Here is a 14,286-nt window from a genome sequence, read left to right on the forward strand (position 1 = left end):
CATGGCCGTGAAGCGTGCGCTGATCAGCGTCTATGACAAGCGGGGGATCGTGGAACTGGCTCAGGGGCTGGCGGCTCTCGGCGTGGAGATCATCTCCACCGGTGGCACCTACCGCACGCTCCAGGCCGCGGGCGTGCCGGTGCGTGAAGTGGCCGAGGTGGCGGGCTTCCCCGAGATCCTCGACGGGCGGGTGAAGACCCTGCAGCCCCAGATCCACGCCGGCATCCTGGCCATCCGGTCCAACCCGGCCCACATGGCCCAGCTGGCCGAGCACGGGGTGACCCCCATCGACCTCGTGGTGGTGAACCTCTACCCCTTCCGGGAGACGGTGGCCAATCCGGCCGTCACCCTGGAGGAGGCCATCGAGAAGATCGACATCGGCGGGCCCACCATGGTCCGGGCGGCCGCCAAGAACTACCAGGACGTGGGCGTCATCGTCAACCCCGACCGGTACGCGGACGTGCTGGCCGAACTGCGGGCGACGGGCGACCTGTCCCTCCGGACCCGGTTCGCCCTGATGCTGGAGGCGTTCCAGCACACGGCCGTCTACGACAACGCCATCGCCGGCTGGCTGGCCACCCGGGGGCGGGAGATCATTGCCGCCCGGGCCGCGGGCGAGGCGCCGCCGGCCGGCTCGGGCGCAGACTCACCGTTCCCGCAGGCCCTGTCCCTCACCTTCACCAAGGTGCAGGAGCTGCGGTACGGCGAGAACCCGCACCAGTTGGCGGCCTTCTACAGCGACGGGACCGCCGCGGGCACCGTGATCGCCCGGGCGAAGCAGCTCCACGGCAAGGAGCTCTCCTACAACAACATCAACGACGCCCATGCCGCGCTGGAGCTGGTGAAGGAGTTCACCGAGCCGGCCGCGGTGGCGGTCAAGCACGCCAACCCGTGCGGGGTGGCCGTGGCGCCCACCATCGCCGAGGCCTACCGCAAGGCCTACGAGGCCGACACCGTCTCGATCTTCGGCGGCATCGTCGCCCTGAACCGCCCGTGCGACCGGGAGACCGCCGAGGAGCTCAGCAAGATCTTCCTGGAGATCGTGATCGCCCCGTCGTTCGAGCCGGACGCCCTGAAGGTGCTCGAGAAGAAGAAGAACCTGCGGCTCTTGGAGATCGGCCCCATCGACCCCAACCCGCCGGCCGGCTTCGACATGAAGCGGGTGGGCGGCGGCCTGCTGGTGCAGAGCTGGGACGCCATCGCCGAGGATCCGGCGGCCTGGAAGGCCGTCACCCGGACCGCCCCGACGGCCGAACAGCTCAGGGACCTGGCCTTCGCCATGAAGGTCTGCAAGCACGTGAAGTCCAACGCCATCGTGGTGGCGAAGGGCGGCCAGACCCTGGGCGTGGGCGCGGGTCAGATGAACCGCATCGACGCGGCCCGGTTCGCCATCAAGCAGGCCGGTGCGAACGTGAAGGGAGCCGTGCTGGCCTCCGATGCGTTCTTCCCGTTCCCCGACGTGGTGGAAGCGGCCGGCGAGGCGGGCATCGCCGCCATCGTCCAGCCCGGCGGCTCCATCCGGGACGAGGAGTCGATCGCCCGGGCGGACGCGCTCGGGATCGCCATGGTGTTCACGGGGGTGCGGCACTTCCGGCACTAGGAAGCAGGCGGCGACGAGGGGAGGAGGATCCGCATGAAGGTCTTGATCGTCGGCGGGGGCGGGCGGGAGCACGCCCTCGCCTGGAAGGCGGTTCAGAGCCGGCACATCGACGAGCTGCACGTGGCCCCGGGCAACCCGGGCATCGGCCGGTTCGCCTGGTGCCACCCAGAGGTGAAGGCCGCCGACGTGGAGGGACAGGTGGCGCTCGCCCGCCGGCTGGGGATTGACCTGGTGATCGTGGGGCCCGAGGATCCGCTGGCGGCGGGCCTGGTGGACGCGCTGACCGCCGCGGGGATCCGCGCCTTCGGCCCCACCGCCGCGGCGGCCCGGATCGAGGCCTCCAAGGCGTTCGCCAAGGAGGTGATGGCCGCGGCCGGCGTGCCCACCGCGGCCCACGCCGTCTTCACCGAGTACGAGCCCGCCCTGGCCTACCTGGAGACGCATCCCGGCCCCATCGTCATCAAGGCCGACGGCCTGGCCGCGGGCAAGGGCGTGCAGGTCTGCGCGGACCGCGCGGAGGCCCGCCGGGCCCTGCAGACCGCCATGCTGGACCGGGCGTTCGCCGAGGCGGGCAGCCGGGTGGTGATCGAGGAGTACCTGGAGGGGGAGGAGGTATCGGTTCTCGCCTTCAGCGACGGCCGCACGGTGAAGCAGATGGTGGCGGCGCAGGACCACAAGCGGCTGGGCGAAGGCGACACCGGCCCCAACACCGGCGGGATGGGCACCTACGCGCCGGTGCCCGCCTACACGCCGGCCATCGCGGACGAGGTGCAGCGCCGGATCCTCGAGCCGACCATCGGCGAGCTGGCTCGCCGGGGTACGCCATTTGTCGGCTGCCTCTTCGCCGGCCTGATGCTGACGGCCGCCGGGCCGAAGGTCATCGAGTTCAACGCCCGGTTCGGCGACCCCGAGACGCAGGTCGTCATGCCGCTGCTTGACAACGACCTCCTGGAGGTGGTTACGGCCTGCGTGGAGGGGCGGCTGCACGAGGTGGAGCTGCGCTTCCGCCCGGGAGCGGCGGCCAACATCGTGCTGGCCTCTGCCGGCTACCCGGGCCGCTACGCGAAGGGCCTGCCCATCGACGGCCTGGTGGAGGCAGACCAGGCAGGCGTCACCGTGTTCCACGCGGGTACCGCCTTCAACGACGACGGTATCCTGGTCACCGCAGGAGGGCGGGTCCTGGGCGTCATGGCCACCGGCCCGACCGTCCGCGCCGCGCTGGCGCAGGCCTACGCCGGCGTCGAGCGGATCCGGTTCGAGGGCAAGACCTACCGGCGCGACATCGGCGCCCGGGCCCTGTAGGCCCGGTTCGCTCGATTCCCGCAGGCCGGGTTCCCCCTGTTCTTGACACGTTGGTTCGTGTAAAGTAAGACTGAAGACTTAAAGGTGTACGTCTGAAGGTCTGGCGGTTACGCAGCCCTACGTCGTCTTGGGGGTTTGAGATGGTCCACGTCCGCACGGAGCAGCTGACTTACCTCGCAGCGGGAGTGCTCCTCCTCCAGGGCCTGCTGTTATACCTGGTTCCCGATCAGTTCGCCGGCCCGTTCGCGGGCCTCGGCGAGGCGTTCGTCCCCGCACTGGCTGTGGCGTTCGCCGTCGGCAGCGCCTTCCTGTTCGCACTGCCCCGAATGCCGTTCAGGGGCCTGCTACGGACGCTCCTCTACGTGCCGGCGCTCGTTCCGCCGACGCTGTTGACCGCGCTCTCCATCTGGGCCGGGTGGTGGCTCGGCGCTTGCTTTTATGGCGGCGTGACCCTCGCGCTGGGGGCGGGACCGCGGGTCCTGCACCGGGAGCGGCTGCTCCAGGCCGAGCGCGAGCGCACCGAGCGGACGCTGCGGGAGAGCGAGGCGCGCTTCCGCAGCGCTTTCCACAACGCCCCGATCGGCGTCGCCCTGCTCTCCGCCGACCGGCGCTGGCTCCAGGTGAACCGGGCGCTGACGGCGATGCTGGGGTACACCGAGAACGAGCTGGTGGGGCGGCCGGTCGACGACTTCGTCCACCCGGAGGACCGCATCGGTACGGACTGCCCGCTGGCCGGGCCCGTCCCCCAGGGGGCGGCGGCTGCGGCCGGCGTCTGCCGCCGGGAGCGGCGCTTCCGCCACAAGAGCGGGCGCACGGTATGGGTGGAGCAGACCTGCAGCCGCATCGACCAGGGACCCGGGGTCCACTACTTCATCGTCCAGTTCCAGGACACCACGGAGCGGAGGGAGGCCGAGGCGCGGCTCCGGCGGATGGCCAGCCGCGACGCCCTCACGGGGCTCTACAACCGCAGGGCGTTCCAGGCGGAACTGGAGCGCCACCTGGAGCTGGCCCGAAAAAACCTGGTGCGGGGTGCACTGCTCTTCCTGGACCTCGACCTGTTCAAGTTCGTCAACGACACGCTGGGCCACCTCGCCGGCGACCAGGTGCTCGTCCGGGTGGCGGATATCATCCAGAGCCACCTCAGGCCCACCGACATCGCCGCCAGGCACGGCGGCGACGAGTTCGCCATCCTGATGCCCTACACCGGGCGCGAGGCCGTGTCGGTCGCGGAGTCGATCCTGCAGGGATTGCAGGAGGAGCCGATCGCGGTGAAAGACCGCAGCGTGACCATCACCGGCTCCGTCGGCATCACCTTTTTCCCCGACCACGGCCTGACGGCCGAGACCCTTCTGGCGCAGGCCGACATGGCGATGTACAAGGCCAAGGAGTCGGGGCGCAACACGGTGGCCGTCTTCGAGGAAGAGGACGTGTGGCGGGACGAGATGGCCGCCAAGCTCTCCTGGGACCTGCGCCTGCGGGAGGCGCTGCGGCAGGACCGGTTCGTGCTGCACGCCCAGCCGATCCTCGACCTGCGGACGGGGCGCGTCACCCGCCTGGAGCTGCTCCTGCGCCTGGTCGGGGAGAACGGGGAGCTGACCGCGCCCGGCGAGTTCCTGGCCGGCGCCGAACGCTTCGGCCTGATCCAGGAGATCGACCGCTGGGTGATCCGGGAGGCCATCCGGCTGATGGCCGAACTCCGGCGCACCGACATCGAGGCGTTCGAGGTCAACCTCTCCGCGAAGACCATCTCGGACCCCGGGCTGGCGCGCATGATCAAGGAGGAGCTGGAGCTGCACCAGGTGGACCCCTCCAGGCTGGTGCTGGAGATCACCGAGACCGCGGCCATCGGCGACATGGAGCAGGCCCGCCGGTTCATCGCGACCATGCACGGGCTGGGCTGCCGCTTCGCGCTGGACGACGTCGGGTCCGGCTTCTCCACCCTCCACTTGCTGAAGCACCTGCCGGTGGACTACCTGAAGATCGACGGCGCCTTCATCTGCAACCTGCCGCACGAGTCCGCAGACCAGCACCTGGTGCGGGCCATGGTGGCCATGGCCCGGTCGCAGGGCCAGAAGACCATCGCGGAGTTCGTCGACAGCGAGGAGACGCTGCGGCTGGTGCGGGAGTTCGGCGTGGACTACGCCCAGGGCTACCTGGTGGGCCGCCCGAGCCGGATGTGGCTGACTCCGCAAGACGATGCACCGGAACCCCGCACAGCCCCCGTCTAACTGGCAGAGTCCAGCCACAGGAGGGAAATCGTATGAAGCGTGGGTTGGTTGCAGCACTACTCGCCGGTCTCCTGGTCATCGGCATCGCCTCCTTCGTGCCCGGCCCGAACCCGGTGCAGGCCGCTGAGGCCGCGGCTTCAGAGCGGACGATCACCGTCACGGGTCGGGGCCAGCTGGATGTGAAGCCCGATACCGCCGTGGTCTCGCTGGGCGTGACCGAGCTGCGGAGCACGCCCATGGAGGCGTACAGCGCCCTGAACGCCAGCATCACCAAGATCGCCGATGCGTTGAAGGGCATGGGGATCAAGGAGGACCAGATTCAGACCAGTGTCTTCAACCTGAGCGCCGAGTATGACTGGACCCAGGACAGGGGCCGGCAGCTGGTGGGCTACCGGGCGACCAACACCCTCACCGTCACCACCCAGGAACTGGACAAGGTGGCCAACCTGATCCAGGCCGCCGTGGAGGCCGGCGCCAACGACCTGAACGGCGTCAGCTTCTCGGTGAAGGACTCCGACAAGCTCCTGGAGGAGGCGTTGAAGCTGGCCGTGGGCGACGCCAGGGCCAAGGCGAACCTGGTGGCCGGCGAGCTGGGCGCCAGGGTGGCGCGGGTGAAGTCGGTCTCCATCCAGGACCAGGGCACCTCGCTGGTCAAGGCCCGGGCCGAGATGGCACTGGACGGCATGGCCGCCGCGGCGCCTGTGCCCGTCTTCGGCGGCACCTCGACGTTCTCGGCCACGGTTTCGGTTACTTTCGAGCTGGAGTAGCATAGGCGCGCTGCGCGCGGGCTGCCGGACAGGTCATCGGGGATGGCCTGTCCGGCAGCCTTTTGCGCGTGCCTGCCGGCGCCGGGAGGGGAAAGGCGGGCGGGCATATAAATAACAAAAGAGACGCAAAAGTCTTTCCAAAGGGGGGCTGGCCGTGACCTCGGTTCTGGGACTGGGCTTCGTCGATCTGGCCCTGGGGATTCTGGTGATGGCGCCGCTGTCGGTGGGCCTGCGCCGCCACGAGCACCTGTCCAGCGCGTTCTACCTGCTGTTCCAGGTCTGCTCCGCCGTGGGGCTGGGCCTGGTCGTCGTGGCCGGGCTGCTCGCGATGCTCGGCTGAGCCATGTGACCTGAATCACGCTGTCCCTGTGACCGGGCACAACACCTCCGGGGGAAGAGGTTGGGTACGATCATGCCAGCAGCAGAACTCCCGGAGGTGGTATGCGCCATGGCTGCGCGCACAGGTACGGCACCCAACCGGCTTCTCAAGCACGTCCTGCTCCTGACCCTGCTCCTGGCCTTCACCGTGATGATCGGGGGCGGCGCCTGGATCTTCAAGTCCCGCGCCCCGATCCCCGACCGCATCGTCGGGCCGGACGGCACCGTCCTGACGACGGCTGAACAGATCCTGGGCGGACAGGCCGTCTACCAGAAATACGGCCTCATGGACTACGGCACGGTGTTGGGGCACGGCTCCTACCTGGGCCCCGACTACACGGCCGAGGCCCTGCACATCATGACCCGGTCGCTGCAGGACCACTACGCGGCGGCCGAGTACGGCACGACCTACGCCGAGCTGGACGAAGCCCGCCGGGCGGCGGTTTCGGCCCTCGTTAAGGCCGAGCTGAAGCAGAACCGGTACGACGAGTCCACCGGCACCCTGACCTTCAGCGCGGCGCAGGCGGAAGCCCTCGAGGCGGTGCGGGAGCACTACCGCGCCTACTTCGCGGACGGCGACCCGCTCGCCGCCCTCCCGCCGGGCCTCATCCAGGAGGCGCACCTGCCCGCGACCGACCGACAGTGGGTGGCCGAGGGCGACCAGGTTGCGCAGATCGCCGACTTCTTCGCCTGGACCGCCTGGCTCTCGGCAGCCAACCGTCCCGGTGAGAACTACTCGTACACCAACAACTGGCCGTACGCCCCCGAGTCGGGCAACGAGGCCGGCTACCCGGCGGTGTTCTGGTCAACCGTCTCGGTCACGCTGCTCATCGCCGGCCTGGCCCTGATCCTCTGGCTGCAGCGGCGCTACCAGCTCGAGATGGAGCCGGCCTACCGGACGTTTCCCCGCTACGACCTGAGCAAGCTGGCCGTGACCCCGGGCCAGCGGCGGCTGGGCAAGTACGTGCTGGTGGTGACGCTGCTCTTCCTGGTGCAGAGCCTGCTCGGCGGCCTGCTGGCGCACTACTACGCTGAGGGCAGCACCTTCTTCGGCTTCGACCTGACCAGGCTGCTCCCGTTCAACATCGCCAAGGGCTGGCACCTGCAGCTGGCCATTTTCTGGATCGCGACCGGCTGGCTCACCATGGGCCTCTACACCGCACCCGCCATCGCCGGGGAGGAGCCGAAGGGCCAGCCCGTGCTGATCGACGTCCTCTTCTGGGCGCTGGTGGCCGTCGTCGGCGGCTCGCTCATCGGCGAGTGGCTGGGCGTGAAGGGCTATCTCGGCAACAACTGGTGGCTGCTGGGCCACCAGGGCTGGGAGTACCTCGAGCTGGGCCGCATCTGGCAGATCCTGCTGGTCGCCGGCCTCGGCCTCTGGGTCTTCATCCTCTGGCGGGGCCTTCGCCGGCCGCTGGACGCCGAGTCCGACAGGGGCGGCCTGAAGCACCTCCTCCTCTACACCTCTGTGGCTATCCCGGCCTTCTACGTGTTCGCGTTCTTCATCCAGCCCGACACCCACATCACCTATGCCGACTACTGGCGCTGGTGGATCATCCACCTCTGGGTGGAGGGGATCTTCGAGGTCTTCGCCGTCGTCATCATCGGCTACCTGATGGTCTCGCTGAAGCTGGTGACCGAGCGTTCCACCGTGCGCGCCCTCTACTTCCAGCTGACGATCCTGCTGGGCTCCGGCATCATCGGCACCGGCCACCACTACTACTGGATCGGGGCGCCCGAGATGTGGATCGGCCTGGGCGCCGTCTTCAGCGCCCTGGAGGTCGTGCCGCTGACCCTGCTGATGGTGGAGGCGTGGGAGCAGTACAAGATCGCCCGGGAGGGCGGTGTCGACTTCCCCTACCGCGGCACGTTCTGGTTCCTGGTGGCCGTGGCCTTCTGGAACCTCTTCGGCGCAGGCATGTTGGGCTTCCTGATCAACCTGCCCATCGTCAACTACTTCCAGCACGGCTCCTGGCTCACGCCGGCGCACGGCCACGGCGCCCTGATGGGCGTCTACGGCATGCTGGCCATCGCCCTGGTGCTCTACGTGCTGCGCAACATCATCAAGCCCGAGAAGTGGAGCGACCGGGCCGTGGCCCTCTCCTTCTGGGGCCTGAACATCGGCCTGATGGGCATGCTGGCGGTCACGCTGATCCCCGTGGGCTTCCTGCAGCTGGCGGAGTCGTTCACCAACGGATTCCACGCCGCCCGCGCCATCAGCTTCTACCGCCAGCCGGTCGTCAACACCCTGATGTGGCTGCGGGCGCTGCCTGACACCGTCTTCCTGGTCCCCGGCATCCTCCCGCTGATCTGGCTGGCCGCGCGCGGCCTCTTCAATCTGCGGTCCGTGCAGCCGGCCACCGGCGACGCGGTCGAGGTCGACCTGGCCACCGACGCGGCGGACTGACGGCCTCACGGGTTTACCGCGGCAGCCTATCGCCCGGCGAAAGGGGTTTTCATGCGCGAAAGCGAATACTTCATCCCAGATGTGCTGTGCTGGGAGGGAACCCGTGCATGCCGATCAACGAGAAGCTCCGCGATGAACTGACTGATAAGCTTTTTGAGGCGATGCTCACCCTGAAAACAGTCGAGGAATACTATCGCTTCTTCGAGGACATCGCAACCATCGGGGAGATCAAGGCTTTGGCGCAGCGACTCGAGGTGGCCAAGATGCTGGACGCGGGCATGACCTATGAGGATATCGTTGCGGCCACGGGCGCCAGCACGGCCACGATCAGCCGCGTGAAGAAGTGTCTCAACTACGGGGCTGACGGGTACCGCATCGTCCTGGAGCGGACCAAGCAGAAGCAGCAGAGCTGAGGCCCGCCGCGCAGCGGCACAGGGGCAGCCCCTGTGCCGTTTCGCGTTGATGTTGCTCAGGCTTCCCTGGCCGATTCCCAGGCCTGCGGCCCCACCAGGCTCCGGATGGAGTTACCCACCTGGCCCAGCACGCCGTCGGCCATGGCAACGGACTGGACCAGGCTGCCCACGACGCTCTGCCGGGCCGAGGGGACCAGCGAGAGCACCTGCTCCGCGGCCGCCCGCACCCTGGGCTGCGCCCGGTTCATCCGGTGGAACCCTGTGGCCAGTGCTGTAAGTACGCTTGGTGTGGCCTCGCCGCAGAGCATCCGGCGGATCGCTCCCAGCGTGGCCCCGTGGTAGTAGAGCCCCTCCTCCACGCTCCGGACGGCCTCCTGCAGCGCCGGGGAGGGGGCGGTGCTGCTGGCCTCCAGTAGAAGGGAGAGCAGCGCCTGATAGCCGGGAAACAGCTGTTCCAGCGACTTGGCCGTCTGCACCAGCTGCTGGGTGAACATCTGGGCGGGGTTCGGGGGCTGCTGTGCAGCGGGCCCCGCCTGGAACTGGGGCTGGCCGCTGCTGTACGGGCTGGCCGGGAAGGGAACCGGCGCCACGGGGGCAGCCTGCGGCTGGGCCTGTGACGGCGCCTGGAGGCCGTAGGTTGCCATGCCGGGCCAGCCCGCCGGGATCGTCGTGGCAACGGGCTGCTGCATGTACCTTCCTCTCCTTTCACGCATACGAGTTCAGGTCCAGCGTATGTTGTGCAGCCGGTTTTGGTTACGCAGCCTGGCCCGCCAGCCGCGTTCTGCATAAGCAATGGCCATTTACCGGTGTCACCGCCCCCAGGGGCTGGTACCTACTTAGAGCATCCGCTGCCGTTACGGACGCGGTAGAGGGCGAGATTGTGGCGGAGACCGAGCCGGAATACTTTGCGATTGGCCTCCCCCCTTGTCCATCGTGTGTTGACAAGTGGCCGTGACCAATCTCAAAAAGGACCGGGGCCGTCCCAGCAGAGCAACCTGCTCTTGGGACGGCCCCGTTTCGGCTCCGCGTGCCGGCAAATCCGGGAGCACTCGCCGCTAGGACAGCGGCTCGAAGCGGGCGGTGAAGAAGCGCAGCGTGGGCGGCTCGTAGACCATGCGCAGGCCGGGGATCGAGTCCCGATGCTGCCACAGGTGCTTCACCGAGTAGGCGACCACGTCCATGTGCCGGTCGGTGTATACCCGCCGCGGGATCGTGAGCCGCACCAGTTCCAGCTTCGGGTACCGGTTCTCCCCGGTCTTGGGGTCGCGCCCGGCCGAGACGATGCCCCGCTCCATGGCCCGGACGCCGGAGTCGACGTAGAGGGCGGCCGCCAGGGCCTGGGCCGGGAACTGGTCCTGCGTCAGGTGGGGGAGGAAGGCCCGGGCGTCCAGCATCACCGCGTGGCCGCCGATGGGCTGCACGATCGGGATGCCCGCGGCCAGCAGCTGCTCGCCCAGGTAGCGCACCTGGTAGATGCGGTGGGCGATGTAGTCGTCGTCGACCATCTCGTAGATGCCCTGGGCGATGGCCTCCATGTCGCGGCCGGCGAGTCCGCCGTAGGTGGGCATGCCTTCGAAGATGACCACCTGCTCCCGGGCCTTCTGGAGGATCCACTCCTCGTTCATGGCGAGGAAGCCGCCGATGTTGACCAGGCAGTCCTTCTTGCCCGACATGGTGCAGCCGTCGAAGTAGGACATCATCTCCCGCATGATCTCGCGGACTGTCTTGTTCTGGTACCCCGGCTCCCGCTCCTTGATGAAGTAGGCGTTCTCCACCGCGCGGGTGGCGTCGCTCCACATGCGGATGCCGTGCCGGTCGCAGACCGCACGCACAGCACGCAGGTTGGCCATGGAGACCGGCTGGCCGCCGGCCATGTTCACCGTGAGGGCCACGTTAATGTAGGGAATGTTCTCGGCGCCGACGCGCTCGATCAGCGCCTCGAACTTGGCGATGTCCACGTTGCCCTTGAACGGGTGGATGGCGGTAGGGTCGTGAGCCTCGTCGATGATGACGTCGACGAAGGTGGCGCCCTGCATCTCCTGGTGGGTCCGGGTGGTGGTGAAGTACATGTTGCCGGGCACATAGGTGCCGGGCTTGATCAGGATGCGGGAGATCAGGTGCTCCGCCCCGCGCCCCTGGTGGGTGGGCACCACGTACTTGAAGCCGTAAATCTCGCGCACGGCCTCCTCCAGGCGGTAGAAGGAGCGGGCGCCCGCGTAGGCCTCGTCGCCCATCATCAGGGCTGCCCACTGGCGGTCTGACATGGCGTTGGTGCCGGAGTCGGTCAACAGGTCGATGTAGACGTCCTCGCTCTTGAGCAGGAAGGTGTTGTAGCCGGCGTCCTTGATGGCGCGCTCCCGTTCCGCGCGGGTCGTCATCCGGATCGGCTCCACGGCCTTGATCTTGAAGGGCTCTGCCACCGGTCGCTGCATGGATCAGACCTCCTGTCAGGCTCGGTGCGATTTTGGGCTCCAGGACCAGTATAGGAGTCCCCGGACTGACAGAACAAGTCGGCTTTACCTGAATAAAACATCGAAGCTGAACAGGGCAAAAGGAACGGGCCCCCGCCATCCTGTGGCGCAGGGCCCGCACTGGCACGGGCAGTCTTCAGACGGACTGGCCGGCCGCCAGCCGGCGCATGGCCTCCCAGGATTCCGGGGGGCCGACCACGGTAAGGAGGTCCCCCTGCTGCAGCACGGTGTTGCCGTGGGGCACGATCTTCTCGGCGCCCCGCAGCACCGAGACCACGAGCACCCCGGCGGGCAGCCGGGCATCCCGCAGCGCGGTGCCCACCAGCGGGCCGCCGGTCAGGGTGAAGTCCTGAATCTGCACGTCCCGGTCCTCGCCGGTGAGCAGCGCCGTCGCGCCGGGGCTCGTGAGCAGGCTCTCCACCAGCAGGGCGGGGGAGAGGTCGGGGTTGACCGCCTCCAGCCCCTCCTGGGCGGCCTCGGCCAGGCATTCCGGGGAGGTGGCGAAGAGGATCGCGCGGGGAATGCCGAACTGGCTGCGCCCCAGCCGGGCCGCGGCCAGGTTGGAGCGCTCGTCGCCCGTCAGGGCCACCAGGGCCCGGGCCCGCTCCGCCCCGGCCTGCCGCAGGCCCTCCTCCGCGGACGGATGGCTCAGCACGGCGCTGATGCCGGCGCCGGCGAACTCCTGCACGCGCTCGGGGTGCTCGTCCACTGCGCTGACCGGCACGCCGTGCGCCAGCAGGCGGCGCCCCAGGTGCAGCGAGAGCCGGTTCATGCCGGCCAGCACCACGCCGGTGCGCTCCGGTTCGGGCCCGGCGTCGCCGAGGATGCGGTTGAAGAGGATGGGCCCCAGGATCGCGGTGACGATCGCCACCAGGACCACCGCGGCGTGGGTGGAGGCGCCGTACGCGCCCACGGTGTAGGCGACGGCGGAGGCGGCGATGGTGACCGACATCTGCGTCGTCAAGAGGGCCATGCCGGCCAGCGTGCGGCGGAGCGGGTGCCAGATGGCCAGCAGCACCCCGGGCAGCGCCTTCACCAGGATCGTGCCCCCCAGGAGCAGCGGCACCAGCGCCAGCGCCGCGGGGTCGCTCAGCAGCGCCCGCAGGTCGAACTCCACGCCGACCATTACGAAGAAGATGGGGATCAGGAACCCGAAGCCCAGGGCGTCCAGCTTGTGGCTGATCTCCTCCCGGTGGCTGCCGGCCAGCATGGAGAGGAGCAGGCCGGCGAGGAAGGAGCCGAGGATGGCCTCGACGCCGACGGTCTGGGCCAGGGCGAGGAAGACCAGCATCAGGGCCCACGCGGCCCGCACCGAGATCTGCGCCGTGCCGCCGGTCAGCCCCTCCAGCAGCTTGAACCGCTGCAGCCACCGGGCGGCCAGGTAGACGAGGACGCCGAAGCCCAGCAGGGCCAGGATCCAGAGCGCCTCCAGGGCCGATCCGTTCAGCCTGACGGCTGCGAGCACCGACAGGCCCAGCATCGGCAGGAAGTCCGCGATGACGGCGGTGGAGAAGAGTACCTGCCCGAAGGGGTCGGCGAACATGTTGCGCTCCTTCAGAACGGGCATGATGATCGACAACCCGCACGTGGCGACGATCAGCGTGAGGAAGAGCGGCTCCTCCACCAGCCCGCGGGCGTGCAGCCGGTGTGCGAACCACCACGCGCCGTAAGCGGTGAGCAGGAAGAGCGCGGCCCCCAGCGCGAGCGGTTGGTGCAGGCGCGCCAGCCAGGCCGGGCGGCCCTTGGGGCGGGCCCCGCCGCCCACCAGCGCCGCCAGGTCGATCTCCATGCCGGCGAGGAACATCAGCGCTCCGATTCCGAGGAAGTTGAAGATCGAGAGCAGCTCGTCGCTGTGCACCAGGCCCAGGCCGCTCTTGCCCACGAGCATGCCCGCCAGGATCTCGCCTGCGGCGATCGGAACGCGGACGCGCCGCAGCCGGTTGAGCAGGAGCGGGACCACGAATGCGAGTACGGCGACCAGGACCAGGCTGCCCAGCGCAGGGCCGTGGTTGGGCAATAGGGTTCCTCCTTTCGCGTCGGATGCGCCATCTGGTAGTTTAGACGTGTTCCGGCGGGAGATCCGCACGGCGCAATCGATGCACATTTCCACTTGCGCTGCGGAGGCAGCGGAAGTCCGTATCAACTCGACATGCCCAGGTCACAGCCAGCGCGCCCATCCAGATTGCGGGCGCAGGCGCGCCACAATTTACTCCGGTGCGAACGCAGCCCCGGCGCGCACAATGTGCGTACATCGGCAACCGGGCTCTGAACATCCGAACGGATCGGCGCCCCAACAGGAGGAGGCAACGGATCGTGCCATTCAGCATCTACGTCGGAAATCTGCCCTGGCGCACCACACAGGAAGACCTTCGGGCCCTGTTTGAGCCGTACGGCGAGGTGGAGAGCGCTCGCATCATCACCGACCGTGAGACGGGCCGCTCCCGCGGCTTCGGCTTCGTGGACATGGCGGACGAGGAGGCGGGCCGCAGGGCCATCGCCGAGTTGAACAACTACGACTATGAGGGCCGCCCGCTCACCGTGAACGAGGCCCAGGCCCGTCAGGGCGGCATGTGAGCTTCGCCCTCCATTTCGGCCCCCTGCCCGACCGGACAATCCGGTCGGGCCTTTCGCGGTGCGCCCAGCATGGGCGCTGACTTGTTGGTGAAAGTCCAATACGGGCGAGGTGGCACCAGCCCGTTAGCCAAAGGCAAGGGCTGCCC

11 protein-coding genes are annotated in these 14,286 nt (G+C 68.7%); 8 read left to right on the top strand and 3 right to left on the bottom strand.

Going from position 1 to position 14,286, the window contains the following annotated elements:
- The first annotated feature begins 1 nt into the window (after nucleotide 1).
- From purH to J2Z79_RS14290, 7 genes are all read left to right on the top strand, one after another.
- Nucleotides 2-1,600 carry a bifunctional phosphoribosylaminoimidazolecarboxamide formyltransferase/IMP cyclohydrolase gene (gene purH, locus J2Z79_RS14260; RefSeq protein ID WP_209467562.1) on the top strand — a complete coding sequence of 533 codons (1,599 nt, stop codon included), beginning with the start codon at nucleotides 2-4 and terminating at the stop codon, nucleotides 1,598-1,600.
- 33 nt (nucleotides 1,601-1,633) lie between these two features.
- A complete protein-coding gene (purD, locus tag J2Z79_RS14265; RefSeq protein ID WP_209467563.1) occupies nucleotides 1,634-2,902 on the top strand; it encodes a phosphoribosylamine--glycine ligase in 1,269 nt (422 codons plus the stop codon).
- Nucleotides 2,903-3,042: 140 nt separating this feature from the next.
- Nucleotides 3,043-5,130, top strand: a complete 2,088-nt coding sequence (locus J2Z79_RS14270) for a putative bifunctional diguanylate cyclase/phosphodiesterase (RefSeq protein WP_209467564.1) — start codon at nucleotides 3,043-3,045, stop codon at nucleotides 5,128-5,130.
- A 32-nt stretch (nucleotides 5,131-5,162) separates the two neighbouring features.
- Entirely contained in the window at nucleotides 5,163-5,897 is a 735-nt protein-coding gene (locus tag J2Z79_RS14275) for an SIMPL domain-containing protein (RefSeq protein WP_209467565.1), read from the top strand.
- A 154-nt stretch (nucleotides 5,898-6,051) separates the two neighbouring features.
- The gene (locus J2Z79_RS14280; protein WP_209467566.1) at nucleotides 6,052-6,237 is read left to right on the top strand and encodes a hypothetical protein; all 186 of its coding nucleotides are present in this window, start codon (nucleotides 6,052-6,054) and stop codon (nucleotides 6,235-6,237) included.
- A gap of 108 nt (nucleotides 6,238-6,345) precedes the next feature.
- Nucleotides 6,346-8,682 (top strand): nitric-oxide reductase large subunit, encoded by a 2,337-nt coding sequence (locus J2Z79_RS14285; RefSeq protein WP_209467567.1) that lies wholly within the window; start codon nucleotides 6,346-6,348, stop codon nucleotides 8,680-8,682.
- 107 nt (nucleotides 8,683-8,789) lie between these two features.
- Entirely contained in the window at nucleotides 8,790-9,095 is a 306-nt protein-coding gene (locus J2Z79_RS14290) for a YerC/YecD family TrpR-related protein (protein ID WP_209467568.1), read from the top strand.
- 56 nt (nucleotides 9,096-9,151) lie between these two features.
- Here the strand turns inward: J2Z79_RS14290 and J2Z79_RS14295 are convergent, their stop codons facing one another.
- From J2Z79_RS14295 to J2Z79_RS14305, 3 genes are all read right to left on the bottom strand, one after another.
- The gene (locus J2Z79_RS14295) at nucleotides 9,152-9,784 is read right to left on the bottom strand and encodes a hypothetical protein (protein WP_209467569.1); all 633 of its coding nucleotides are present in this window, start codon (nucleotides 9,782-9,784) and stop codon (nucleotides 9,152-9,154) included.
- Nucleotides 9,785-10,150: 366 nt separating this feature from the next.
- Complete coding sequence (locus J2Z79_RS14300; RefSeq protein WP_209467570.1) at nucleotides 10,151-11,527, bottom strand: tyrosine phenol-lyase; 1,377 nt, start codon at nucleotides 11,525-11,527, stop codon at nucleotides 10,151-10,153.
- Nucleotides 11,528-11,702: 175 nt separating this feature from the next.
- A complete protein-coding gene (locus J2Z79_RS14305) occupies nucleotides 11,703-13,583 on the bottom strand; it encodes a monovalent cation:proton antiporter family protein (RefSeq protein ID WP_209467571.1) in 1,881 nt (626 codons plus the stop codon).
- 296 nt (nucleotides 13,584-13,879) lie between these two features.
- Between J2Z79_RS14305 and J2Z79_RS14310 the strand changes: the two genes are divergently transcribed.
- A complete protein-coding gene (locus J2Z79_RS14310; protein ID WP_209467572.1) occupies nucleotides 13,880-14,140 on the top strand; it encodes an RNA recognition motif domain-containing protein in 261 nt (86 codons plus the stop codon).
- The last annotated feature ends 146 nt before the right edge of the window (nucleotides 14,141-14,286 follow it).

The organism is Symbiobacterium terraclitae (assembly GCF_017874315.1).
Taxonomy (GTDB): Bacteria; Bacillota; Sulfobacillia; order Symbiobacteriales; family Symbiobacteriaceae; genus Symbiobacterium; species Symbiobacterium terraclitae.